Origin of the sequence: Pseudomonas syringae pv. cilantro, assembly GCF_001293775.1 — a bacterium.
Classification (GTDB): domain Bacteria; phylum Pseudomonadota; class Gammaproteobacteria; order Pseudomonadales; family Pseudomonadaceae; genus Aquipseudomonas; species Aquipseudomonas syringae_P.
The window spans coordinates 186,575-209,059 of sequence record NZ_LGLN01000086.1 but is presented as its reverse complement, the minus strand read 5'-3'; the positions used below and the strand labels follow the sequence as shown (position 1 = coordinate 209,059).

Genomic DNA, 22,485 nt, shown 5'->3' with positions numbered 1-22,485 from the left:
GAACGTCCGCTACTTAAAACCTGAAATGCTCTGTGCCTGCAATTGCTGGCTCAGTGCCTGTACCTGTGGGTCCTGAAAAAAAGCCCTGAGCCTGGCTGCACGACCAGGACCGATGCCTGGCTCTGCTTGCCATTGCTCAACGCTGCGATCAGCCAGTTCGTGCCAGTTGTCGGGCAGTCTGGCGCCGCCCGTGGGCGGCAGTCCGATGGCCTTGAGCCATGTCTGAAACGGCCGTTCGCGTGCGGTTTGCAGGCTGTCGAGCAGTTTAGCGCTACTGCGTTCAGCGAAGCCGGGAATGTTAACAAGCTCAGCATGATTCAGGGTCATCCAATCGAGTAAGCCCATGATTTGGCCGTTCTCGATAAGCGTGTTCCAGGTCCCCGGACCAACACCGGGCAATGCCAGGCCTTTCTTGCCACTGAGCCACGCCAGTCTGGCGCGGAACTGGCTTTCACAGCCCGGTGTGGCTTGCCAGCAGCTTAGCTCGTGAAAGTCGTCGGCTCGCGGAATGATCATGTCGGCTCGTTCAGCAGTACGGGACACCACGCCGTCGAGTCGTGGAATCGTCAGCCCGGCCAGGCTCACGGCGATCTGATCGCCAGGCCTGATATCCAGTGTCTGCCAGCGCTGCAGCGAGCCTGTGCTGATGCGGCTGACGGTACGATCATCGAGGCGAACCGGGGTCAGCTCCAGCACCGGCGTAATCCTGCCACTGCGGCCGATCTTGAAGTTGACCTTGCGCACCTCGGCCAGCGCCTGGGCGTAGGGATGTTTCCAGGCGGCGATCCAGTAAGGCGCACTGGCTTGCCAGCGCTGCGCGGGTGGACGTTTACCCTGGCGCATGATCACGCCGTCCGTGGCGAACGGCAGGGGATTGCGATACCAATGCTCGCGCCATCGTGCGGCCTGGGCGTAGTTTTCCAGTGGATGCGTATAGGCCGCGCTGTCCTCGAAACCCATGGCTTGCAGGCCTGCGAGTCGTTGCGCCATATCGGCAGGCCCGTTCGGCCAGTCCCAGACGAACAGCCCGATGGCGTCGGCCTGCTGCGGGCTGATCGTCTGTCGCGCCAGCAATCCCGCGACCTTGCTGCGCGCGTTGACACTGCCGGATGCTGACTGCACGTGATCGGACAGTCGCCAATAGAGTTCGCCCTGCAGTGTCAGCGAGTCGGGCTGGGGTAACTGCTGAGGGATCGCTTTGATCAGTTGTGCCTGTGGGGTCCAGTCCTGGCCTTTTGTCCCGTCACCGCGACTGATCGCCTGCACGAGCCTGCCCTTGTCGTAGACCAGCGTGACCGCCACGCCATCGACCTTGGGCTGAATCCACAGATCGGTTCTGCCCTTGAGCCAGGCTTTGACGTCTTTCTCGTCCGCGAGCTTGTTCACGCCTGTGTGCGGGACGGGGTGTGCCAGCGGGCCGGTGGCGGTTTTCAGCGGATTGGCCTGAGGTGTAGACACTGCAAAGCACGAACGCCAGTCGTTCAGCTTTTGCCTGGACTGGTCATAAAGCTCGTCGGGGATTTGCGAGAGGCCTTGCCGGTGGTAGCTGTCGTCCCATTTGGCTATTTGCTTTTGCAGGGCTGTGATTTCGCTGCTCGCCTTGGCGGGAGACCAGTCAGGGCACTGGCTGGCATGGCTGAGCGTTGTGAAGAAAGTCAGAAGGGCGCACGTCATCAGGCGTAGGGCAGGCAACATCGAAGCATCCTTGCTTTAGGAATTGGCCAGATGAGGCTAGCTGCTGGTGTGGTTTACAGAAGAGTTGCCTGGTTACCGGGTTTTGCCAAAGCTCTGTGCCGCCTGTTTGATGAGAGGACGCAGAGCGTCCAGAACGGCCCACAAAAGCCCCGAACGACTTGGTCGTTCGGGGCTTCTTTCTGGGTTTTTACAGGCCGGCAGCTGCGCGCAGGGCGTCGGCGCGGTCGGTTTTTTCCCAGGTGAAGGCGGTGAAGGTATCATCGCCAACGGTCATTTCGACCGGGGTACGACCAAAGTGGCCGTAGGCCGCAGTGGCCTGGTACATCGGGTGCAGCAGGTCGAGCATGGTGGTGATGGCATACGGACGCAGGTCGAAGTTGTCGCGAACCAGTTTGATGATCTTGTCGTCGGACAGCTTGCCGGTGCCGAAGGTGTTCAGCGAGATCGACGTCGGCTGGGCAACGCCGATGGCGTAGGACACCTGAATTTCGCAGCGCTCGGCAAGGCCGGCAGCGACGATGTTCTTGGCAACGTAACGACCGGCGTAGGCGGCCGAACGGTCAACCTTCGACGGGTCCTTGCCGGAGAATGCACCGCCACCGTGACGGGCCATGCCGCCGTAGGTGTCGACGATGATCTTGCGGCCGGTCAGGCCACAGTCGCCTACCGGGCCACCGATGATGAAATTGCCGGTCGGGTTGATGTGGAACTGAGTGTCCTTGTGTAGCAGGTGCGCCGGGATGACGTGCTTGACGATCAGCTCCATCACGCCTTCGCGCAGGTCTTTGTAGGACACATCCGGGTTGTGCTGGGTCGACAGCACGATGGCGTCGACGCCGACCACTTTGCCATTTTCGTAACGGCAGGTGACCTGGGATTTGGCATCCGGGCGCAGCCACGGCAGCAGGCCGGATTTGCGGGCTTCGGCCTGACGATGCACCAACTGGTGGGAGAAGGTGATCGGCGCTGGCATCAGCACGTCGGTCTCGTTGCTGGCGTAGCCGAACATCAGGCCTTGGTCGCCAGCGCCCTGATCTTCAGGCTTGCTGCGGTCAACGCCCTGGGCGATGTCTACCGACTGCTTGCCGATGATGTTCATCACGCCGCAGGTCGCGCCGTCGAAACCGACGTCGGAGCTGTTGTAGCCGATGTCGAGGATGACGTTACGCACGATGTCTTCCAGATCGACCCAGGCCGAAGTCGACACTTCGCCAGCGATGATCGCCACACCGGTCTTGACCAGTGTTTCGCACGCTACACGGGCGTATTTGTCTTCAGCGATGATGGCGTCCAGAACCGCGTCGGAAATCTGGTCGGCGATCTTGTCCGGATGCCCTTCGGACACGGACTCGGAGGTGAAAAGTGAGTATTCGCTCATCTCTACGGGTTTCCTTCATTTTACCGATGGTGAGTGTCGCCAGCCGGTCGCTGAAAATGGCGAACCTGGATCTGGAAACCATTACGTAAGCCTACATAGAGGCTTTCCCCGGGAACTAGCCCCGCAGCGATAGCCCAACGGGCCAGGTCTTCCTGCTCGAAACCTAACCAGAGATCGCCACAGGCCTCCCTGGCCCAACTCTGGTCATGACTACACAATTCTGTTACCAGCAAGCTACCGCCGGGTTTTACGTGTTCGGCCAGTTGCCTGAGGGCTTCGGCCGGTGCCGCGAAATGATGCAGCACCATGTTGAGGACGACGCAATCGGCGCTGACTTTACTGTCGTTCAGTGCATCGGCCAGCCTCAGCTCAACGTTAGCCAGTGCATTGCGTTCGCAGACACCGCGCGCCAGATCCAGCATAGCCGGGCTGTTGTCCATCGCGACGACATGCCGGAAACGCCGTGCCAGTTCTGGCAGGAAGCCACCGTCGCCGGGGCCTACTTCCAGAGCGGTTGCCTGCGCGCCGAAGCTCAGTTTGTCGAGCAGCGTCAGCAGGCTTTCGCTGTACTGAGCCAGGCCGGCGATCAGGTCTTGCTGGGCGCGAAACTTTTCTGCGGTACGGGCAAAAAAATCCTGACTGGCCATGGCCCGCTGCCTGTGCACCAGACCAATGCGGCCCTGAACTTCGTCGGGCAGGTCCAGTGTATCGACCTCATCGAGCAACGCCGCGTGCAACCTGCCGCCCGGTAATGCGGTGTGGGGCAGGGCGCGGCGATAGAAAATCGCGTTGCCTTCCCGTCTTGTCGCCACCAGATCGGCTTGCGCCAGGACCTTCAGGTGATGGCTCATGCCGGACTGACCGATCGCGAAAATCTGCGCCAGTTCGAGCACACCGAACGAATCGTTGGTCAGTGCGCGCAAGACATTCAGCCGTAACGGATCGCCGCCGGCCTTGCACAATGCAGAGAGGTCGTCGCATGCATCATGGCGAATTGCAGGCACACGCAGGTTCATAAGCTCCGCAGTCTAGAGACCGATCCATGGCACCGCAAGGGCAATATCAAAAAGTTTTGATATTGCCCTTGGGTCAGACGTGGTGAACTTGTCGGGGAATGCTGTGATCCAGTCTTTACAGGCTAAATAATGTCCGTAACGCAGGAAAAGAGCCTATCGTCGACATCTGTCATTGCCCCCGGCCTGTCCGTGAGGGAAAATGAGCGTCTTTTTTCCGACCCTAATTTTACAATTCCCAGGAGATCAGCGATGCCAAGCCGTCGTGAGCGTGCAAATGCTATTCGTGCCCTAAGCATGGATGCCGTGCAAAAAGCCAACAGCGGCCATCCGGGTGCCCCGATGGGCATGGCGGATATCGCCGAAGTCCTGTGGCGTGATTACCTGAAGCACAGCCCGAAGAACCCGTCGTTTGCCGATCGTGACCGTTTCATCATGTCCAACGGCCATGGTTCGATGCTGGTCTACTCGCTGCTGCACCTGACCGGTTATGACCTGTCGATCGACGACCTGAAAAGCTTCCGTCAATTGCACAGCCGCACGCCGGGCCACCCTGAATTCGGTTACACCCCGGGCGTCGAGACCACCACAGGTCCGCTGGGTCAGGGCTTTGCCAACGCCGTCGGTTTCGCCGCTGCCGAGAAGACCCTCGCTGCGCAGTTCAACCGTCCTGGCCATACCATCGTTGACCACAACACCTACGTGTTCATGGGCGATGGCTGCATGATGGAAGGCATTTCCCACGAAGTCGCTTCGCTGGCCGGTACGCTGCAACTGGGCAAGCTGATCGCCTTCTACGACGACAACGGTATTTCCATCGACGGCGAAGTCGAAGGCTGGTTCACCGATGACACGCCAAAGCGTTTCGAAGCCTACGGCTGGCAGGTCATCCGCAACGTTGACGGCCATGACGCCGAAGAGATCAAGATTGCGATCGACACCGCTCGCAAAAGTGCTCAGCCAACCCTGATCTGCTGCAAGACCACCATCGGTTTCGGTTCGCCGAACAAGCAGGGCAAGGAAGAGTCCCACGGCGCGCCACTGGGTGCCGACGAAATCGCCCTGACCCGCGCTGCGCTGAAGTGGAACCATGGCCCGTTTGAAATTCCGGCTGATATCTACGCCGAATGGGATGCCAAAGAAAAAGGTCTGGCTGTAGAAGCCGAGTGGGATCAGCGTTTTGCTGCCTATTCCGCCGCATTCCCTGAGTTGGCCAACGATTTCATTCGTCGCATGAGCGGCGAGTTGCCTGCCGACTTTGCCGAGAAATCCGCCGCATACGTCGCTGAAGTCAACGCCAAGGGCGAAACCATCGCCAGCCGCAAGGCCAGCCAGAACGCGCTGAGCGCACTGGGCCCGTTGCTGCCTGAAATCCTCGGCGGTTCGGCCGACCTGGCGGGTTCCAACCTGACCATCTGGAAAGGCTGCAAGAGCATCACCGGCGAAGACCCTAACGGCAATTACCTGCATTACGGCGTTCGTGAATTCGGCATGGCCGCCATGATGAATGGTATCGCCCTGCACGGTGGCTTCGTGCCGTACGGCGCAACCTTCCTGATCTTCATGGAATACGCTCGCAATGCGGTGCGTATGGCCTCGCTGATGAAGAAGCGCGTGATCTACGTATTCACCCACGACTCCATCGGTCTGGGCGAAGACGGCCCGACTCACCAGCCGATCGAGCAACTGACCAGCCTGCGGACCACGCCGAACCTGGACACCTGGCGTCCGGCAGACGCCGTTGAATCGGCAGCGGCCTGGAAGCACGCCATCGAGCGTAATGACGGTCCGTCGGCGTTGATCTTCTCGCGTCAGAACCTGACTCACCAGGCGCGCGATGAGGCCCAACTGGCAAACATCGCTCGTGGTGGCTATGTGCTGCGCGACTGTGCTGGCGAGCCTGAGCTGATTCTGATCGCGACCGGTTCGGAAGTCGGCCTGGCGGTTGAGGCATACGACAAGCTGACTGCCCAGGGCCGCAAGGCTCGCGTGGTGTCCATGCCGTGCACCAGCATCTTTGAAGCTCAGGATGCGCTGTACAAGCAGGAAGTGCTGCCACTTCAGGTCAGCGCGCGTATCGCCATCGAAGCGGCGCATGCCGACTACTGGTACAAATACGTCGGTCTGGAAGGCCGCGTGATCGGCATGACCACCTTCGGCGAATCGGCCCCTGCGTCAGCGCTGTTCGAAGAGTTCGGCTTCACACTGGAAAACGTCCTGAGCATTGCTGAAGAGCTGCTGGAAGACTGATCAGCTATGTGATGTTGATGTTGTGGGAGCGGACCGGGCGACGCTTCGCTTGTCCGCGAATGTAGACACTCGGTAAATCCAGGTACTCCGAGTGCTCCCATTCGCGGACAAGTCCGCTCCCACATGATTGTTACCCCTTGGCGAAAACTCCATGCCCCAGCCCCGCCCTTACAAAGTTGCTCTGAACGGTTACGGCCGTATCGGCCGTTGTGTTGTACGCGCGTTGTGCGAGCGAGGGGCGAAGGCCGGGTTTGAAGTGGTCGCCATCAACGATCTGGCTGATATGGCCAGTCTCGAATACCTCACGCGCTTTGACTCGACACATGGCCGGTTTCCGGGCGAAGTGCGGGTCGAAGGGCAATACCTGCACATCAATGATCACTGCATCAAGGTGCTGCGCAGTGCGACGCCGGAAGCTGTCGACTGGGCCGCACTGGGTGTCGATCTGGTGCTCGAATGCTCAGGTGTCTACAACACCCGTGAAGACGGGCAGCGTTTTCTGGATGCCGGTGCGCCGCGGGTGCTGTTTTCCCAGCCGATGGCCAGCGAGCGGGATGTCGATGCCACGGTGGTGTTCGGCATCAACCAGCACAGGCTGACCGGGCGCGAGCTGCTGGTGTCAGCCGCCTCCTGTACTACCAACTGCAGCGTCCCGTTGCTGCGTTTGCTGGACCAGGCGATTGGTCTGGAATACATCACCATTACCACCATTCACTCGGCGATGAATGATCAACCGGTGATCGACGCTTATCACCACGAGGATTTGCGTCGCACTCGCTCGGCTTTCCAGTCGATCATTCCGGTGTCCACCGGTCTGGCGCGAGGAATCGAGCGGCTGCTTCCGGAACTTGCCGGTCGAATTCAGGCCAAAGCTGTTCGCGTACCGACCGTCAATGTGTCGTGTCTCGACATTACACTGCAGATGTCGCGGGACACCGATGCTGTGGAGATCAACCGCATCCTGCGTGAGGCCGCTACCCGTGGCCCGCTCAAGGGGCTGCTGGCCTACACTGAATTGCCGCACGCCAGTTGCGATTTCAACCATGACCCGCATTCAGCCATTGTCGATGCGAGTCAGACCCGCGTTTCCGGACCCCGGCTGGTCAATCTGCTGGCCTGGTTCGACAACGAGTGGGGCTTTGCAAACCGAATGCTCGACGTTGCGGATCACTTTCTGCGCGTCGCTGACCAATAACAGTAAAAAACAGGAATGCTCATGACCGTGTTGAAGATGACCGACCTCGATCTGCAAGGTAAACGTGTACTGATCCGTGAAGACCTCAACGTCCCGGTCAAGGACGGCGTTGTCAGCAGTGACGCGCGTATCCTTGCTTCGCTGCCGACCATCAAGCTGGCGCTGGAAAAAGGCGCGGCGGTCATGATCTGCTCGCACTTGGGTCGTCCGACCGAGGGCGAGTTTTCGGCCGAGAACAGCCTGAAGCCGGTTGCCGAGTACCTGAGCAAGGCATTGGGTCGCGACGTTCCACTGGTTGCTGATTATCTGGACGGTGTCGACGTGAAGGCCGGTGATGTCGTCCTGTTCGAGAATGTTCGCTTCAACAAGGGCGAGAAAAAGAACGCCGATGAGCTGGCGCAGAAGTACGCGGCACTCTGCGACGTGTTCGTGATGGACGCTTTCGGGACGGCTCACCGCGCAGAGGGTTCCACCCACGGCGTTGCGAAGTTCGCCAAAGTGGCAGCGGCTGGCCCGTTGCTGGCGGCTGAACTGGATGCGCTGGGCAAGGCGCTGGGCGCTCCGGCCCAACCCATGACCGCCATCGTCGCCGGTTCCAAGGTGTCCACCAAGCTGGACGTGCTCAACAGCCTGAGCGGCATCTGCAATCAGTTGATCGTCGGCGGCGGCATTGCCAACACCTTCCTGGCCGCAGCCGGTCACAAGGTCGGCAAGTCGTTGTATGAGCCGGATCTGCTCGACACCGCGCGCGCCATCGCCGCCAAGGTCAGCGTGCCGTTGCCGACTGACGTGGTGGTCGCCAAGGAATTCGCCGAGAGCGCGACTGCAACCGTCAAGCTGATCGCTGACGTCGCCGATGACGACATGATTCTGGACATCGGCCCGAAGACAGCTGCGCAGTTCGCCGAATTGTTGAAATCTTCCGGGACTATCCTGTGGAACGGTCCGGTCGGCGTGTTCGAATTCGACCAGTTCGGCGAAGGCACCAAAACGCTGGCCAAGGCCATCGGTGAAAGCCGCGCGTTTTCCATCGCGGGCGGCGGCGATACGCTGGCGGCGATCGACAAGTATGGCGTGGCAAAACAGATTTCCTACATCTCCACCGGCGGCGGTGCCTTTCTCGAATTCGTGGAAGGCAAGGTTCTGCCCGCGGTTGAAATGCTCGAACAACGTGCCAAGGCCTGAATGAAGGCTTTGGACAAGGAGTAGGCAATGGTCAGGGCGTTACCGTGGGTGCTCATCGCAGGTTTGCTGGCCGGTTGTGCGAGCAAGCCTGATGCTGAAGAGGTGGAGGCAGGCACTCCGAACCCGTTGCTCCAGTTGAGCTGCTACCAGGCGGGCTGGCAGGCCGAGACCGTGCCGGTGATCTATAAGCGTGGTGGTCAGGAAGTCTGGGACAGGTACGAATTCATGCCCAGAACGACAGGTGGTGTGGGTTGCCTGTAGTTCGGGCCTGAAACCCTTTTGGCAACATTGACGCGCTTCGGCGGTCTTCATTGAGTGGATATTTTTTCCGAAGAAGGAGTTTCGTCATGAAGATCGCTGCCCTGGCTTTGATGAGCTGTGTTGCACTGGCTGGCTGCACCGGTTCTGGCTCGCATGCCAGGACGTGCCAGATATTCAGCCCGGCTTCTGTGAATGTGCCAACGACCGAGAATACTCAACGGGTCGAGGCGCACGTCACGGGTGAACCGGCCGACGACAGTAAACAGGAACAGAACTGCCCCTGATTCAACGGTTTGGCAGGGCAGGCAGGAGAATTGATGAAAGGCTTGTTTGCCCTAGTGGCGTTGGCGGTGCTTGGCGGATGTTCGAGCATGAGCACTCCGCAGCAGAATGACCCGTGGAATCGCTGGGTCTGTGACAGCAATGCCGAGGTTCACTGGCGTTATATCGACTCGGCCCAGAAGGAAGTCGATGTACGTCTGAACCAGAGCGATCAGGTGTTCAGGCTCAAGGCCGAACCCGGCGCTGCCAGTGGCACGCTGTACAGCAATAATGTGTTGGCATTCGTCAACAAGGGTAGCGAAGGCCTGATCTACTGGGACGCTACCAACGATCTGATCGGTCGCGGCTGCAAAGCCAGATAAGTCGGACCTTTGGCACACACGCCTGGTCCTTGCGACCATGCTTATAACTTGAATAGCGGCCGCCACTACGGCAGGCTGCACGATCAACGACCCTAACGGGAGAGAGACAGACAATGGCACTTATCAGCATGCGCCAGATGTTGGACCACGCAGCCGAATTCGGCTATGGCGTTCCAGCTTTCAACGTGAACAACCTGGAACAGATGCGCGCCATTATGGAAGCGGCCGACAAGACCGACTCCCCGGTGATCGTTCAGGCTTCGGCCGGTGCGCGTAAATACGCCGGTGCCCCGTTTCTGCGTCACCTGATCCTCGCGGCCATAGAAGAATTCCCGCACATTCCGGTGGTCATGCACCAGGACCACGGCACCAGCCCTGACATCTGCCAGCGCTCTATCCAGCTAGGCTTCAGCTCGGTCATGATGGACGGCTCGCTGCGCGAAGACGGCAAGTCTCCGGCGGATTACGACTATAACGTCGACGTGACCCGCCGCGTGGTGTCGTTTGCTCACGCCTGCGGCGTTTCCGTGGAAGGTGAGCTGGGCGTGCTGGGTTCGCTGGAAACCGGTATGGCGGGTGAAGAAGACGGCGTCGGCGCCGAAGGCGTTCTGGATCATAGCCAGATGCTGACTGACCCGGAAGAAGCGGCTGACTTCGTCAAGCGCACCCAGGTCGATGCCCTGGCCATCGCCATCGGCACCAGCCACGGTGCTTACAAGTTCACCAAGCCGCCTACTGGCGACATTCTGGCGATCGAGCGCATCAAAGAAATCCACAAGCGCATCCCTAACACTCACTTGGTGATGCACGGTTCTTCGTCGGTTCCTCAGGAGTGGCTGAAGATCATCAACGAGTTCGGCGGCGACATCAAAGAAACCTACGGTGTACCGGTCGAAGAAATCGTTGAAGGCATCAAGCACGGTGTGCGCAAGGTCAACATCGACACCGACCTGCGTCTGGCTTCCACTGGTGCCATCCGCGAATTCATGGCCAAAAACCCGAGCGAGTTCGACCCGCGCAAGTACTTGGCCAAGACCGTTTCGGCCATGCGTGACGTGTGTATCGCCCGCTACGAAGCTTTCGGTACCGCTGGCAACGCCTCGAAGATCAAACCGATCTCCCTGGACGCCATGTTCGAACGCTACGCTCGTGGCGAGCTGGATGCCAAGGTCAACTGAGTTGACTGAGCATTGAAAAACCCGCAGAAATGCGGGTTTTTTTATGTCAGTTCAAAAGTAGTTGTGCGACAGATGAATGTGACGCAAAGCTTTCCGGCTGGATATAAATCCCTTGTGTGAGTGAGCTTGCTCACGAAAGCTATAGTCCAGCCGCCCGATTTCGGGGGGAGGAAGTTGTAGTACGGGGCTGGCCTCTTCGCGAGCAAGCTCGCTCCCACAAGGCTCTACGTTTGAGCGCTAAACGCTCTTCATCAACCCCGCACACGCCGCCTTGTAAGCCTCGTGCTGGTACTTGTTCAGCGTGTGGGGCAGGGCGAAGGTGTGTTTCTTGTTCTGCGCATTGACGGTCTGTGGCGAGATCAGCAGCACTTCGCAGTCGGACATCAGCTGGAAGATGGTTTCGATCTTGAACGTGGTCGGGCCGCCGGCGAATTCGCCCTTCTTCATGCGTTTTTTGATCACGACATGGCTGACGCCGTTCTCGCGCACGAACCCGGCGAGCTGCGTGGCGAAGGTTTTGACGTTGGCAGCTTCGTCATCGTCCTCCAGCGCGAGTTTCTTCGTCGCGAGCGGCAAGTGCTCGATGCTGCCATTCTGTCGAGTGGCAAGGGCAAAAATGGCTTCGCTGCCTTTGATTTCTACACCGCAAATAATCATGAGAAAACCTGATGAGCTCGTTCATATAAAAGACGCAGGTTATCTCATCGTAGACGTTATTCCTGAGCTATCGACTCCAGATACTCCGAGCGCTCGTCGCTCATGCGCGCGATGCAGTCGTTTTCACTGATGGTGAACGCCTTGCTGCCCGCTGCAGAGGGGAATACTTCAACGGCACAGTCAGCGTCGCGCAGCTTCTCCCAGGCTTGTTGGGCGGTTTTGAGTTTGCTCGTAAAATCGTTGAATTGCGTCTTGTTGGCAACGAACTGGGATTGAACACGCTTGAGCAGATTGTCGAAGTTTTCCTTGAGCAACTGTTCAGCGGTCGTCCGGCTGTAAGCCGAGCACTCCAGCGTCTGCTTGCCGTCTTCAACACCGTCGCACGGCGTGGCGTCAGGGTTCTGAGCAGCCTGTACGCCTGTTACAGCCGTCGCCATCAGGGCCAGGGTCAGCAAAAACGTTTTCATCGAGTCGCTCCGATCCAGTGATACGCCTGATTCTGTCTCAAGCGCGAGACAATGAACAGGTTTACAACACCGCCCGACGAAGTGCTGTCGCCCTTTATCGCATCTTGACGCTTTCGGCAAACCCCCTGTCGTTTTTGCACCCGGCTCGCGCAACCCTCCGGCATATGCTGACCCTATTAGCGCCGACAGCCGATTCGGTGCGCCGCAATCTAAAAGGGGACAGCCTGATGAGCCCAGCCGAACTGCACGCCGACAGCATCGTTATTGACGGGCTGATCATCGCCAAATGGAATCGCGAGCTGTTTGAAGACATGCGCAAAGGTGGCCTGACCATGGCCAACTGCACTGTTTCAGTATGGGAAGGCTTCCAGGCCACCATCAACAGCATCTGCACCAGCCAGAAGCTGATGCGCGAAAACAGCGACCTGGTCATGCCGGTGCACACCACCGCCGACATCCGCAGCGCCAAGGAACTGGGCAAGACCGGCATCCTCTTCGGCTTCCAGAACGCGCACGCTTACGAAGACCAGATCGGCTATGTCGAGATCTTCAAGCAGCTCGGCGTCGGCATCGTGCAGATGTGCTACAACACCCAGAATCTGGTCGGCACCGGCTGCTATGAGCGTGACGGCGGCCTCTCGGGTTTCGGACGTGAAATCGTCGCCGAGATGAACCGCGTCGGGGTGATGTGTGACCTGTCTCACGTCGGCTCTAAAACCTCTGAAGAAGTCATTCTCGAATCGAAAAAGCCGGTCTGCTATTCCCACTGCCTGCCGTCCGGGCTCAAGGAGCACCCGCGCAACAAATCCGACGCGGAACTGAAGTTCATCGCCGACCACGGCGGCTTTGTCGGCGTGACCATGTTCGCGCCGTTCCTGGCCAAGGGCATCGAGTCGACCATCGACGATTACGCCGAAGCCATTGAATACGTGATGAACATCGTCGGTGAGGACGCCATCGGTATCGGCACTGATTTCACTCAGGGCCACGGCCAGGACTTTTTCGAATACCTGACCCACGACAAGGGTTACGCCCGGCGCCTGACCAGCTTCGGCAAGATCATCAATCCGCTGGGCATCCGTACCGTGGGCGAATTTCCCAACCTGACTGAAACCCTGCTCAAACGCGGCCATCCCGAGCGCGTGGTGCGCAAGATCATGGGCGAGAACTGGGTCAATGTTCTGGCCGACGTCTGGGGCGAGTAACCCGCCAGCCATCGCTAATCGAATTGAACCCCCACGGCCCTGACGGCGGTGGGTGTAACCCGAATCATCTGGAGTTTGACCCCATGGCTAAAATCGCCCCGCAACTGCCCATCGAAGTCGACAGCGAGACCGGCGTCTGGACTTCCGATGCGTTGCCGATGCTGTACGTGCCACGGCACTTTTTCGTCAATAACCACATGGGCATCGAAGAAGTGCTGGGCGCTGACGCCTACGCCGACATTCTCTACAAGGCCGGTTACAAATCCGCCTGGCACTGGTGTGAAAAAGAAGCTGAATGCCATGGCCTGGAAGGCGTAGCGGTGTTCGAGCACTACATGAAGCGCCTGTCGCAGCGTGGCTGGGGCCTGTTCAAGATCAAGGACATCGACGTCGAGAAAGGCACTGCCAGTGTGAAGCTGGAGCACTCCTGCTTCGTGTACGTCTACGGCAAGGTCGGGCGCAAGGTCGATTACATGTTCACCGGCTGGTTCGCCGGCGCGATGGACCAGATTCTGGCTGCCAGCGGCAGCTCGATCCGCACCGTTGCCGAGCAGGTCTACGGGGGTTCCGAAGAGGGCCACGACGACGGACTGTTCGTCGTCAAGCCGCTGTAAATCGAGGATCGGGTTATGGCTTTCGAAGCGATGTTCCAGCCGATCCAGATCGGCAAACTCACCATCCGCAATCGTGTGCTGAGCACCGCGCACGCCGAGGTTTACGCCACTGACGGCGGCATGACTACTGATCGTTACGTGAAGTATTACGAAGAGAAAGCCAAGGGCGGAATTGGTCTGGCAATCTGCGGCGGCTCTTCAAGCGTCGCCATCGACAGCCCGCAAGGCTGGTGGAAGTCGGTCAATCTGGCCACCGACAGGATTATCCCGCACTTTCAGAACCTCGCCGACGCCATGCACAAGCACGGCGCGAAGATCATGATCCAGATTACCCACATGGGCCGACGCTCGCGCTGGGACGGTGATCACTGGCCGACCCTGATGTCGCCCTCGGGCATTCGCGAACCGGTGCACCGGGCAACGTGCAAGACCATTGAGCCGGAAGAAATCTGGCGCGTGATCGGCAATTACGCCAGCGCAGCGGCCCGCGCCAAGGCTGGCGGGCTGGACGGCGTCGAATTGTCTGCCGTGCATCAGCACATGATCGACCAGTTCTGGAGCCCTCGGGTCAACAAGCGCACCGATGAATGGGGCGGCAGTTTCGAAAATCGCATGCGCTTTGGTCTGGAAGTCATCAAGGCCGTGCGCAAGGAAGTCGGCCCGGACTTCTGCGTCGGCCTGCGCATCTGCGGCGACGAGTTTCACCCAGACGGGCTTAGCCATGAGGACATGAAACAGATCGCCAAGTATTACGACGACACCGGCATGATCGATTTCCTCGGCGTGGTGGGCTCGGGTTGCGACACCCACAACACCCTGGCCAACGTCATCCCGAACATGAGTTATCCACCGGAGCCGTTCCTGCATCTGGCCGCCGGCATCAAGGAAGTGGTGAAAGTGCCGGTGCTGCACGCGCAGAACATCAAGGACCCGAATCAGGCCACGCGCATTCTGGAAGGCGGCTACGTCGACATGGTCGGCATGACCCGCGCGCACATCGCCGACCCGCACCTGATCGCCAAGATCAAAATGGGTCAGATTGACCAGATCAAGCAATGCGTGGGTGCCAACTACTGCATCGACCGTCAGTATCAAGGGCTGGATGTGCTGTGCATCCAGAATGCCGCCACGTCCCGTGAGTACATGGGCGTGCCGCACATCATCGACAAATCTGCCGGGCCAAAACGCAAGGTCGTGGTGGTCGGTGCCGGTCCTGCCGGCATGGAAGCGGCGCGGGTATCCGCCGAGCGCGGCCATGATGTGACGCTGTTCGAGAAAAAAGCGTTTATCGGCGGGCAGATCACCACCGCATCGAAGGCTCCGCAACGTGACCAGATTGCCGGTATCACGCGCTGGTTCCAGCTGGAACTGGCACGCCTGAAAGTCGATCTGCGCCTGGGCATCGCCGCCGATGCGGCGACCATTCTCGACCTGCGCCCGGACATCGTGGTGCTGGCGGTGGGCGGTCATCCTTTTCTGGAACAGAACGAGCACTGGGGCGCAGCAGAAGGGCTGGTGGTCAGCAGTTGGGACGTGCTGGACGGCAAGGTCGCGCCGGGCAAGAACGTGCTGGTCTACGACACCATCTGCGAGTTCACCGGCATGTCTGTGGCTGACTTCCTGGCTGACAAAGGCAGCCAGGTGGAAATCGTTACCGATGACATCAAGCCGGGCGTGGCAATTGGCGGCACTTCGTTTCCGACCTACTACCGCAGCATGTACCCCAAGGAAGTGATCATGACCGGCGACATGATGCTGGAAAAGGTCTATCGCGAGGGCGACAAGCTGGTTGCCGTTCTGGAAAACGAATACACCGGGGCCAAGGAGGAACGGGTGGTCGATCAGGTAGTCGTTGAAAACGGCGTGCGACCGGACGAAGCGATTTATTACGCGCTCAAGGAAGGCTCGCGAAACAAGGGCCAGATCGACATCGACGCACTGTTCGCCATTCAGCCACAGCCTTCGTTGAGCGAGCCGGGTGATGGTTACCTGCTGTTCCGTATCGGGGACTGTGTGGCGCAGCGCAACACACATGCGGCGATCTATGACGGCTTGCGGCTGTGTAAGGATTTTTGAGAACAGCTACAAGTTGCAAGCTACAAGCTGCAAGTAGAAGCCTTTGCTCAGTGCTTTTTCTTGAAGCTTGAAGCTTGAGGCTTCCAGCTTAAAGTTCGCACCTCGAGGTCAACGTGATGCTAGACACCCTTCTCCCCATCCTGCTGTTCAGCGCCTTGGCCCTCGCGGCGCTGGGCGCCTGGCGGCGGGTGAGCATGTGGCGCACGGGTCGGCCTTCCAGAGTCGATCTGCTCGGCGGGCTGTTGGCCATGCCCAAACGTTACATGGTCGATCTGCACCATGTGGTCGCCCGGGACAAATACATCGCCAACACCCACGTGGCCACGGCAGGCGGCGCGGTGGCCTCGATTGTGCTGGCGATTCTGGTGCATGGTTTCGGCCTGCATAACCGCGTGCTGGGCTACGCGCTATTGCTAATGACCGCAGTGATGTTCGTCGGCGCAGTGTTTGTCTATCGCCGTCGCCTCAACCCGCCTGCGCGTTTGTCCAAAGGACCGTGGATGCGCCTGCCGAAGAGCCTGATGGCGTTTTCCGCGAGCTTCTTTCTGGTCACGTTGCCGGTGGCAGGTATTCTTCCCGAAAATTTTGGCGGCTGGGTGCTGGTTGCCATTCTCGGGCTGGGCGTGTTGTGGGGCGTGAGCGAGCTGTTTTTCGGCATGACCTGGGGCGGGCCGATGAAGCATGCCTTTGCCGGCGCCCTGCATCTGGCCTGGCACCGGCGTGCCGAGCGTTTCGGCGGCGGACGTTCCACCGGTTTGAAACCGCTTGATCTGAATGATCGGACTGCACCGCTGGGTGTCGAGAAACCCGCAGACTTCACCTGGAACCAGTTGCTGGGTTTCGACGCCTGCGTGCAGTGCGGCAAATGTGAAGCAGCGTGCCCGGCGTTCGCGGCGGGTCAGCCGCTGAACCCCAAGAAGCTGATCCAGGACATGGTCGTCGGCCTTGCCGGCGGCACCGACGCAAAATTTGCCGGCAGCCCGTACCCATCGCTTGATGGCAAAGGCAAGCCACTGGGCGAGCATGGCGGCAACCCGCATCAGCCCATCGTCAACGGGCTGGTGGATGCCGAGACGCTTTGGTCCTGCACCACCTGCCGCGCGTGTGTCGAAGAGTGCCCGATGATGATCGAGCACGTGGATGCCATCGTCGACATGCGCCGTTACCTGACCCTGGAAAAAGGCGCGACGCCGAACAAGGGCGCGCAAGTGCTGGATAACCTGATCGCCACCGACAACCCCGGCGGTTTCGCGCCAGGCGGGCGGATGAACTGGGCCGCCGATCTGAACCTTGATCTGCTCAGCGTGAAGAAGACGGTGGACGTGCTGTTCTGGGTCGGCGATGGCGCGTTCGACATGCGCAATCAGCGCACGCTGCGCGCTTTCGTCAAAGTCCTCAAAGCGGCCAGGGTGGATTTCGCGGTGCTGGGCCTTGAAGAGCGCGACAGTGGCGATGTGGCGCGGCGTCTGGGCGATGAGGCGACGTTTCAGACGCTCGCCCGCCGCAACATTCAGACCCTGGCCCAGTACCGCTTCAAACGCATCGTCACCTGCGATCCGCACAGCTTTCATGTGCTGAAAAACGAATACGGCGCATTGGGCGGTGACTATCAGGTGCAGCACCACAGTACGTTCATGGCGGAACTGGTGCAGCGCGGCGCACTGAATCTGAATCAGCACAAAGGCGCCAGCGTGACCTATCACGACCCGTGTTACCTGGGTCGTTACAACGGCGAGTACGAAGCACCGCGTGAGGTGTTGCGTGCGCTGGGTATCAAGGTCAGGGAGATGCAGCGCTCGGGCTTCCGTTCCCGTTGCTGCGGTGGCGGCGGTGGCGCGCCCATCACTGACATTCCCGGCAAACAGCGGATTCCCGACATGCGCATGGACGACATTCGTCAAACCGCTGCCGAGGTGGTAGCGGTGGGTTGTCCACAATGCACGGCGATGCTTGAAGGCGTGGTTGAACCGCGCCCGCTGATCAAGGACATCGCCGAACTGGTGGCTGATGCGCTGATTGACGACGTTATCCCCAGCCCGTCTGTTGCCGCCAAACGTGAACCCGCGGAGGTGCACTGATGAGCGACATTATCCGCCGCGATCCTCGTGCAGAATGGATCGCCCGCAACAGGTTGCACCCGCTGCACGCGGCCATGCAGCCAGCGCAAAGCAGCTGGATGGGACCCAACGGCTTGATGCGCAAGAACGTGCATGGCTTGGGATTTATCGGCCCCAACGGCATCAAGCGTATTGACCGCAGCGGTGCGCAGCAGGGCGGCACGAGTAAACGCTCGGCGGCGTCCGAAGTCCAGCTGCCGCTGCATGTCATTGCCGCGCCGGTTTTTTACATCAACGTTGTTCCCGACCTGGTTGGCGGTCGCTTGAGCAGCCATGATCGCGACTTGCTGGGCCTGGCGCGTCAACTGGCGGGTGCCGAAGGCGCGGTACTGGCGGTGGTGTTCGGCGAGCATAAAGAGACGGCGTTCGACAGTGCGGGTGTTGACCGCCTGTTGCTGCTCGACGGTAACGAGTTCAATGGGTACTCCCCTGAACAACGCGTGCAGGAATTGTGCGCTGTGGATAACCAGTTCAGCCCGCAGCACTGGTTGTTCCCTGACAGCCGCACTGGCGGTGGTGAACTGGGCCGGCGCTTTGCCGCCAGCCTTGGCCAGCGTCCTGCAACGCGGGTCTGGCAGGTCAACGGTGAGTACTGCACAAGCCGCGCCGGGGCAGGGCGCGAAGACCTTGTTCGTCCTTTGGCGCGGTTGATTCTGGCCGATGTCGAGTGCGCCGAGCCGGTTAGTGAAACCCGTCATGAAGCACTGCCCGTTGAGTTATCCACAAGCGCGGCGCGTAGTTTGTCGCGCATTGAAGACCTTGGCGCGGTTGCCGTTGATGCCGCAGTTATCCCCATGGCCGAAGCAGAATTCATTCTGTCCGGCGGCAATGGCGTCAAGGACTGGGATCTTTTCCACCGCGCCGCACGGGCTCTCGGTGCAACCGAAGGTGCCTCGCGAGTAGCGGTAGATGACGGTTTCATGGGGCGCGAACGTCAGGTGGGCGCGAGCGGCACGTGGGTCACGGCGCGGGTTTACCTGGCGGTCGGTATTTCAGGGGCTATTCAGCATCTGCAAGGTATCGGCGCGTGTGACAAGGTTATCGCGATCAATCTGGATACGGGTTGCGACATGATCAAACGTGCTGATCTTTCGGTCATTGGCGAAAGCGCTGAAATTCTCACAGCGTTGATCGCAGCGGTCCAAGCCTGGCGTAACGGGGAGAAGCGTAATGCGGCCTGACGTGTCTGTGGATAAACATGGCGTACAAATCATCTGCCTGGTGTCCATTGGCGCGCACCCGACATCAGGCCGTGCGCGCCGCGCCGAGCAGGACGCGCGGGCAGTCGAACTTGGCTTGCAACTGGCTGGGGATAACTTGCAGGTGCTGCATGCCGGCAATCCTGAAGAGCCCGCATTGCGCGCCTATCTGGGCATGGGCTTGAGTGGACTGCATGTGCTTGAGCAGCCAGACGGTGCTGACGCGCTGGCCGCGCTGACCGATTACATACGCGAGTCTGGCGCGCAGATGGTGCTGGCTGGCAGCCAGGCGGAAACCGGCGAAGGCTCGGGCATGCTGCCGTTTCTGCTGGCCGAGGGGCTCGGCTGGCCGCTGGTGACGGGGCTTGCGCAGGTCGAGTCGCTGAATAATGGCATCGCACTGGTTTTGCAGGCATTGCCACGTGGTCAGCGCCGTCGCCTCAAGGTTCGCCTGCCATTTCTCGCCACTGTGGATAACGCAGCGCCTGCGCCTCGGCAAAGTGCTTACGGGCCCGCGCAGCGCGGATTGCTAGAGAGTGAGCAGGTTGAAGCCGTTGCTGATGAGTTATGCACAGCCCAATCGCTGCACCCCGCCAGACCGCGCCCCAAGCGTTTGAAGGTGATCAAAGCCAAGAGCGGCGCTGACCGTATGAAAGCCGCTACTGCCAAGGCCAGTGGAGGTGCGGGGCTGGTGCTCAAAGGCTTGGCTCCTGAAGAAAGCGCGGCAGCGATCTTGAAACTGTTGATTGAAGAAGGCGTCGTCAGGTGAGGTGTTCGACTTACACACATTCTCTGTGCGTGCGCTTGTGGATAACATGTTTGCTGGTGGCCAGGCGCCCCGGATTCCGTGGCTTTGAAGGTGGTGATCATAAAATGAGCAGTTGCCTTCAGCGTCGTCTATCGAGGGTGTGGATAAAAAATTGCTTCAGGGAGGCGGTGGTGCAATTGCCCACAATCTCTGTTGGTGTGCCTGTGGGTAAGTTGTTCATGGTTATCTGCACGCCTTTAAATACTTGATCTCTAGAGGTTTGTGCAAAAAGTGATCAAAGTTTGAGCCGGTGTTGATGGTTCCTTTCGCAGGAGGCGCAGGTGGACTTGCCTCAGGTTTTCCACAGGGCACAATTCCGCCGACCCAAGTTATTCCCAAAGTCTGTTGGTGCATCTGTGGATAAAGTGTTGGCGTCTGGCTGTAGCCTTTGAAATACGGGCTTTGCAGTGAACTGGCTGAAAAATAACCAGCTCCTTTGCACCCGCTCATGTGGGTGAGTTGTTTCATGACCCCTGTGAGTACGCTTTACTACCGGGAAGTTTTAGCTGCTCCCCGGTAACGCCGTTTAAGCTGCTAGTGTTTAGAACCCGTTGACCGCCCGAGCAACAACCACAAGGACGCAGAGCCAGGTAGCTCCGGGGACCATTCCGGGATTGACTTATGGGACTGAAGGCATCTGTAGCTAATGCCCTGATGAGTCACCTCGTTGCCTGCCTGATACTGCACGCCTGGCGCCCAAACCGTAACATTACCGCCGCTGTCGAGTTCAGTCGTGACGGTCAGAGGTTCGCTTCCAACGGAAACAGCGTCATTTTCGTCCTGCGCGCTGATCTGGTAAACATAATCAGTTTCAGGCGTAAGTCCAGCGTCGGTGTAGGTGGTTTGTGGCGCGGTGACTGTAGTAAGCCTCATCCGATTTCGGTAAACAATATACTGCCTGATGCGATGTGGCCCTGTAGGAGCTGTCCACTCAAGGGACACGCTGTAAGCAGTGACACCCGTTGCTTTAAGGCCGGTGGGTGCTAATGGCGGTTGATCGTGATCCATGTGCACAGTCAGCACTCGGGACAGGTCCGATGTGTTCCCCTCAATGTCAGTTGCGCTGATCTGATAATCGTAAATAGCGCCAGATGAAACATCGGTATCGATAAACGGTGGCGCCGTTGGATTGCCTACAAGCGTGCCGTTTCTGAACAAATTATAGATTCGGACCGGGTGTGCACCTTCCGAAAGCCGCCATATCAGCGTTACCGAATCCTTGGTCTGCCATGACAATGTCAGGTCAGCAGGTACTGAAGGTTTGTCCGGCACAGGTGTTTCACCACTGGTGAGATAACCGTAGCGGTTCACGAACTCCCAGTTGTATTCCTTGCCGTGCTTGTCTTTACCTGCATCCCAGTTGACCGACCAGGTCATAAGGCCGCGGATCGGGTTGCCAGCGGCTGCCAGCTCCTGCAGTGCGTCTTTGGCGTCCTGTGGGTTGACTACATAACCGGTGGCGGCTGCGTCGTTATTGGTGGGTAAGCCTATGGCCAGTCTATCGGCGGGGATTCTTGTGAAACCACGTGTACCGTGGATCAGGCTGTCAGTCAGGTAGTACAGAAAGTCTTTCTTGTGGGCGTCGTTGTTTTGAGTGACCCACAGGCCGCGGCCGTTGTTGGCTTCATCGACCCATATGCCATCGCCGCCCTGGTTGTAATATTGAGGTGCGATAAAATCGTAAATGTCTTCCAGGGCATTGATATAAGCGAGGTACGCACCGCCACTTCTCAGTGACACAAGAAAGTTAACCACCTCTTTCAAAAACGGAAAGTAAGTAGTGATCTCTTTCAGGAATGGAGCTTGCTTGCCGGCCGATCTCAAGTATGGAAATTCTGGCGCCATGCTGATGATAAAGTGCTTGCCTTCGCTCTCGTAGTGCTCACGCACCAGCCGAAGTGCAGCCGGTAATACCGTACGGTTATCAGCAAAAGTAATAGCGGCCTGCTCAAGATCAATATCCAGCCCGTCAAAACCGTAGACTTCAACCAGGCGAATGATCTCGTAGGCCAGTGCTTCTTCCTGACCAGCATGCAGCTCAATGTGCGCATCGGCGCCACCCAGCGAAATCAGCACCGCACGACCTTGTGCATTCAGCGCTGCCACTTGGGCGCGAAAGGCATCATCACTGAGGTTATAAGGCTTGAAGGTGGGAATGCCGGCGCCTTTCATGAAGGCCACTGCCACGACGTTATAAGCCTCGGGAATGTCTGTCAGTTGCATCTCTTTGAACAGGCCCTGCTGATAGCCCTGGCCGGACTCGGAAGGCCAGTTGTGCCAAAAGCCCATGAGAATATTTTTTCCTCGGATGTCCGGCATGGCCGAGGCTGCGTCGACTGTTTTGCTTTTATATTGTTTGATGATTTCTGGGTTGAGCATGCTGAGTGTCTCCGTCCGTTGGATTGACTTCAGCTCAAGTGAATCACGAAAGAATTGTTCGCGTAACTGACAGAAATGACGGTATCGACGGAGGGATTAGTGTGCAGGGCCAGTCGACCGGTCGACAGTCATGTGAACAGGCTCACTCCGCTGAGGAGTGAGCT

The 22,485-nt window shown here is 58.9% G+C and carries 20 protein-coding genes; 13 read left to right on the top strand and 7 right to left on the bottom strand.

The genetic code is table 11. From position 1 onward, the window contains the following. Positions 1 to 9 precede the first annotated feature (9 nt). From ligB to ABJ99_RS24745, 3 genes are all read right to left on the bottom strand, one after another. Positions 10 to 1,695 (bottom strand): NAD-dependent DNA ligase LigB, encoded by a 1,686-nt coding sequence (gene ligB, locus ABJ99_RS24755; protein ID WP_054088037.1) that lies wholly within the window; start codon positions 1,693 to 1,695, stop codon positions 10 to 12. 187 nt (positions 1,696 to 1,882) lie between these two features. After that, the gene (metK, locus tag ABJ99_RS24750) at positions 1,883 to 3,073 is read right to left on the bottom strand and encodes a methionine adenosyltransferase (protein WP_005896268.1); all 1,191 of its coding nucleotides are present in this window, start codon (positions 3,071 to 3,073) and stop codon (positions 1,883 to 1,885) included. A gap of 20 nt (positions 3,074 to 3,093) precedes the next feature. Beyond that, a complete protein-coding gene (locus tag ABJ99_RS24745; RefSeq protein WP_054088036.1) occupies positions 3,094 to 4,089 on the bottom strand; it encodes an ArsR/SmtB family transcription factor in 996 nt (331 codons plus the stop codon). A 249-nt stretch (positions 4,090 to 4,338) separates the two neighbouring features. On the opposite strand from ABJ99_RS24745, the gene tkt reads away from it, so the two are divergent. The 7 genes from tkt (at position 4,339) to fba (ending at position 10,799) form a co-directional block, all read left to right on the top strand. Next, positions 4,339 to 6,336: a transketolase gene (gene tkt / locus ABJ99_RS24740; RefSeq protein ID WP_054088035.1), complete on the top strand. Its 1,998-nt coding sequence runs from the start codon at positions 4,339 to 4,341 to the stop codon at positions 6,334 to 6,336. A gap of 151 nt (positions 6,337 to 6,487) precedes the next feature. Next, positions 6,488 to 7,531, top strand: a complete 1,044-nt coding sequence (gene epd, locus ABJ99_RS24735) for an erythrose-4-phosphate dehydrogenase (protein ID WP_054088034.1) — start codon at positions 6,488 to 6,490, stop codon at positions 7,529 to 7,531. Between the two features lie 21 nt (positions 7,532 to 7,552). Beyond that, the gene (locus ABJ99_RS24730) at positions 7,553 to 8,716 is read left to right on the top strand and encodes a phosphoglycerate kinase (RefSeq protein ID WP_054088033.1); all 1,164 of its coding nucleotides are present in this window, start codon (positions 7,553 to 7,555) and stop codon (positions 8,714 to 8,716) included. 27 nt (positions 8,717 to 8,743) lie between these two features. Further along, a complete protein-coding gene (locus ABJ99_RS24725) occupies positions 8,744 to 8,977 on the top strand; it encodes a hypothetical protein (RefSeq protein WP_007252813.1) in 234 nt (77 codons plus the stop codon). A gap of 86 nt (positions 8,978 to 9,063) precedes the next feature. Next, positions 9,064 to 9,261, top strand: coding sequence for a hypothetical protein (locus tag ABJ99_RS24720; RefSeq protein WP_054088032.1), 198 nt, complete (start codon positions 9,064 to 9,066; stop codon positions 9,259 to 9,261). A gap of 33 nt (positions 9,262 to 9,294) precedes the next feature. Then, positions 9,295 to 9,621 carry an MliC family protein gene (locus ABJ99_RS24715; protein WP_054088031.1) on the top strand — a complete coding sequence of 109 codons (327 nt, stop codon included), beginning with the start codon at positions 9,295 to 9,297 and terminating at the stop codon, positions 9,619 to 9,621. A gap of 113 nt (positions 9,622 to 9,734) precedes the next feature. After that, the gene (fba, locus tag ABJ99_RS24710; protein WP_003316351.1) at positions 9,735 to 10,799 is read left to right on the top strand and encodes a class II fructose-bisphosphate aldolase; all 1,065 of its coding nucleotides are present in this window, start codon (positions 9,735 to 9,737) and stop codon (positions 10,797 to 10,799) included. Between the two features lie 237 nt (positions 10,800 to 11,036). Here fba and ABJ99_RS24705 read toward each other — a convergent pair whose 3' ends face one another. Both ABJ99_RS24705 and ABJ99_RS24700 read right to left on the bottom strand, forming a co-directional pair. Then, a complete protein-coding gene (locus tag ABJ99_RS24705) occupies positions 11,037 to 11,456 on the bottom strand; it encodes a DUF3010 family protein (RefSeq protein WP_054088030.1) in 420 nt (139 codons plus the stop codon). 56 nt (positions 11,457 to 11,512) lie between these two features. Next, on the bottom strand, positions 11,513 to 11,923 hold the full coding sequence (locus ABJ99_RS24700) for a lysozyme inhibitor LprI family protein (protein ID WP_054088029.1): 411 nt from the start codon (positions 11,921 to 11,923) through the stop codon (positions 11,513 to 11,515). 227 nt (positions 11,924 to 12,150) lie between these two features. Here ABJ99_RS24700 and ABJ99_RS24695 point away from each other — a divergent pair, with 227 nt between their 5' ends. From ABJ99_RS24695 to etfB, 6 genes are all read left to right on the top strand, one after another. Then, entirely contained in the window at positions 12,151 to 13,128 is a 978-nt protein-coding gene (locus ABJ99_RS24695; RefSeq protein ID WP_054088028.1) for a dipeptidase, read from the top strand. A gap of 83 nt (positions 13,129 to 13,211) precedes the next feature. Then, the gene (locus ABJ99_RS24690) at positions 13,212 to 13,742 is read left to right on the top strand and encodes a DUF5943 domain-containing protein (protein WP_054088027.1); all 531 of its coding nucleotides are present in this window, start codon (positions 13,212 to 13,214) and stop codon (positions 13,740 to 13,742) included. Positions 13,743 to 13,757: 15 nt separating this feature from the next. Further along, positions 13,758 to 15,818, top strand: a complete 2,061-nt coding sequence (dgcA, locus tag ABJ99_RS24685; protein ID WP_054088026.1) for a dimethylglycine demethylation protein DgcA — start codon at positions 13,758 to 13,760, stop codon at positions 15,816 to 15,818. A 116-nt stretch (positions 15,819 to 15,934) separates the two neighbouring features. Continuing rightward, a complete protein-coding gene (dgcB, locus tag ABJ99_RS24680) occupies positions 15,935 to 17,896 on the top strand; it encodes a dimethylglycine demethylation protein DgcB (protein ID WP_054088025.1) in 1,962 nt (653 codons plus the stop codon). Continuing rightward, positions 17,896 to 19,116 carry an electron transfer flavoprotein subunit alpha gene (gene etfA / locus ABJ99_RS24675; RefSeq protein WP_054088024.1) on the top strand — a complete coding sequence of 407 codons (1,221 nt, stop codon included), beginning with the start codon at positions 17,896 to 17,898 and terminating at the stop codon, positions 19,114 to 19,116. Before dgcB ends, etfA begins: the two co-directional genes overlap by 1 nt. Continuing rightward, positions 19,106 to 19,903: an electron transfer flavoprotein subunit beta gene (gene etfB / locus ABJ99_RS24670; protein WP_054088023.1), complete on the top strand. Its 798-nt coding sequence runs from the start codon at positions 19,106 to 19,108 to the stop codon at positions 19,901 to 19,903. The genes etfA and etfB overlap by 11 nt, the downstream gene beginning before the upstream one ends. A 222-nt stretch (positions 19,904 to 20,125) precedes the next feature. Here etfB and ABJ99_RS28505 read toward each other — a convergent pair whose 3' ends face one another. Together ABJ99_RS28505 and ABJ99_RS24665 are read right to left on the bottom strand one after the other, a co-directional pair. Continuing rightward, on the bottom strand, positions 20,126 to 20,410 hold the full coding sequence (locus tag ABJ99_RS28505) for a hypothetical protein (protein WP_154864503.1): 285 nt from the start codon (positions 20,408 to 20,410) through the stop codon (positions 20,126 to 20,128). Between the two features lie 66 nt (positions 20,411 to 20,476). Further along, positions 20,477 to 22,321 (bottom strand): fibronectin type III domain-containing protein, encoded by a 1,845-nt coding sequence (locus ABJ99_RS24665; RefSeq protein ID WP_054088022.1) that lies wholly within the window; start codon positions 22,319 to 22,321, stop codon positions 20,477 to 20,479. Between the last annotated feature and the right edge of the window lie 164 nt (positions 22,322 to 22,485).

Coding starts and splice junctions, on each gene's coding strand:
- dgcA (WP_054088026.1), top strand. CDS start 13,758: ATGGCTTTCGAAGCGATGTTCCAGCCGATCCAGATCGGCAAACTCACC.
- ABJ99_RS24715 (WP_054088031.1), top strand. CDS start 9,295: ATGAAAGGCTTGTTTGCCCTAGTGGCGTTGGCGGTGCTTGGCGGATGT.
- etfB (WP_054088023.1), top strand. CDS start 19,106: ATGCGGCCTGACGTGTCTGTGGATAAACATGGCGTACAAATCATCTGC.
- dgcB (WP_054088025.1), top strand. CDS start 15,935: ATGCTAGACACCCTTCTCCCCATCCTGCTGTTCAGCGCCTTGGCCCTC.
- ABJ99_RS24700 (WP_054088029.1), bottom strand. CDS start 11,923: ATGAAAACGTTTTTGCTGACCCTGGCCCTGATGGCGACGGCTGTAACA.
- epd (WP_054088034.1), top strand. CDS start 6,488: ATGCCCCAGCCCCGCCCTTACAAAGTTGCTCTGAACGGTTACGGCCGT.
- metK (WP_005896268.1), bottom strand. CDS start 3,073: ATGAGCGAATACTCACTTTTCACCTCCGAGTCCGTGTCCGAAGGGCAT.
- ABJ99_RS28505 (WP_154864503.1), bottom strand. CDS start 20,410: ATGAAACAACTCACCCACATGAGCGGGTGCAAAGGAGCTGGTTATTTT.
- ABJ99_RS24730 (WP_054088033.1), top strand. CDS start 7,553: ATGACCGTGTTGAAGATGACCGACCTCGATCTGCAAGGTAAACGTGTA.
- fba (WP_003316351.1), top strand. CDS start 9,735: ATGGCACTTATCAGCATGCGCCAGATGTTGGACCACGCAGCCGAATTC.
- ABJ99_RS24720 (WP_054088032.1), top strand. CDS start 9,064: ATGAAGATCGCTGCCCTGGCTTTGATGAGCTGTGTTGCACTGGCTGGC.
- ligB (WP_054088037.1), bottom strand. CDS start 1,695: ATGTTGCCTGCCCTACGCCTGATGACGTGCGCCCTTCTGACTTTCTTC.
- ABJ99_RS24690 (WP_054088027.1), top strand. CDS start 13,212: ATGGCTAAAATCGCCCCGCAACTGCCCATCGAAGTCGACAGCGAGACC.
- ABJ99_RS24725 (WP_007252813.1), top strand. CDS start 8,744: ATGGTCAGGGCGTTACCGTGGGTGCTCATCGCAGGTTTGCTGGCCGGT.
- ABJ99_RS24665 (WP_054088022.1), bottom strand. CDS start 22,321: ATGCTCAACCCAGAAATCATCAAACAATATAAAAGCAAAACAGTCGAC.
- etfA (WP_054088024.1), top strand. CDS start 17,896: ATGAGCGACATTATCCGCCGCGATCCTCGTGCAGAATGGATCGCCCGC.
- ABJ99_RS24695 (WP_054088028.1), top strand. CDS start 12,151: ATGAGCCCAGCCGAACTGCACGCCGACAGCATCGTTATTGACGGGCTG.
- ABJ99_RS24705 (WP_054088030.1), bottom strand. CDS start 11,456: ATGATTATTTGCGGTGTAGAAATCAAAGGCAGCGAAGCCATTTTTGCC.
- ABJ99_RS24745 (WP_054088036.1), bottom strand. CDS start 4,089: ATGAACCTGCGTGTGCCTGCAATTCGCCATGATGCATGCGACGACCTC.
- tkt (WP_054088035.1), top strand. CDS start 4,339: ATGCCAAGCCGTCGTGAGCGTGCAAATGCTATTCGTGCCCTAAGCATG.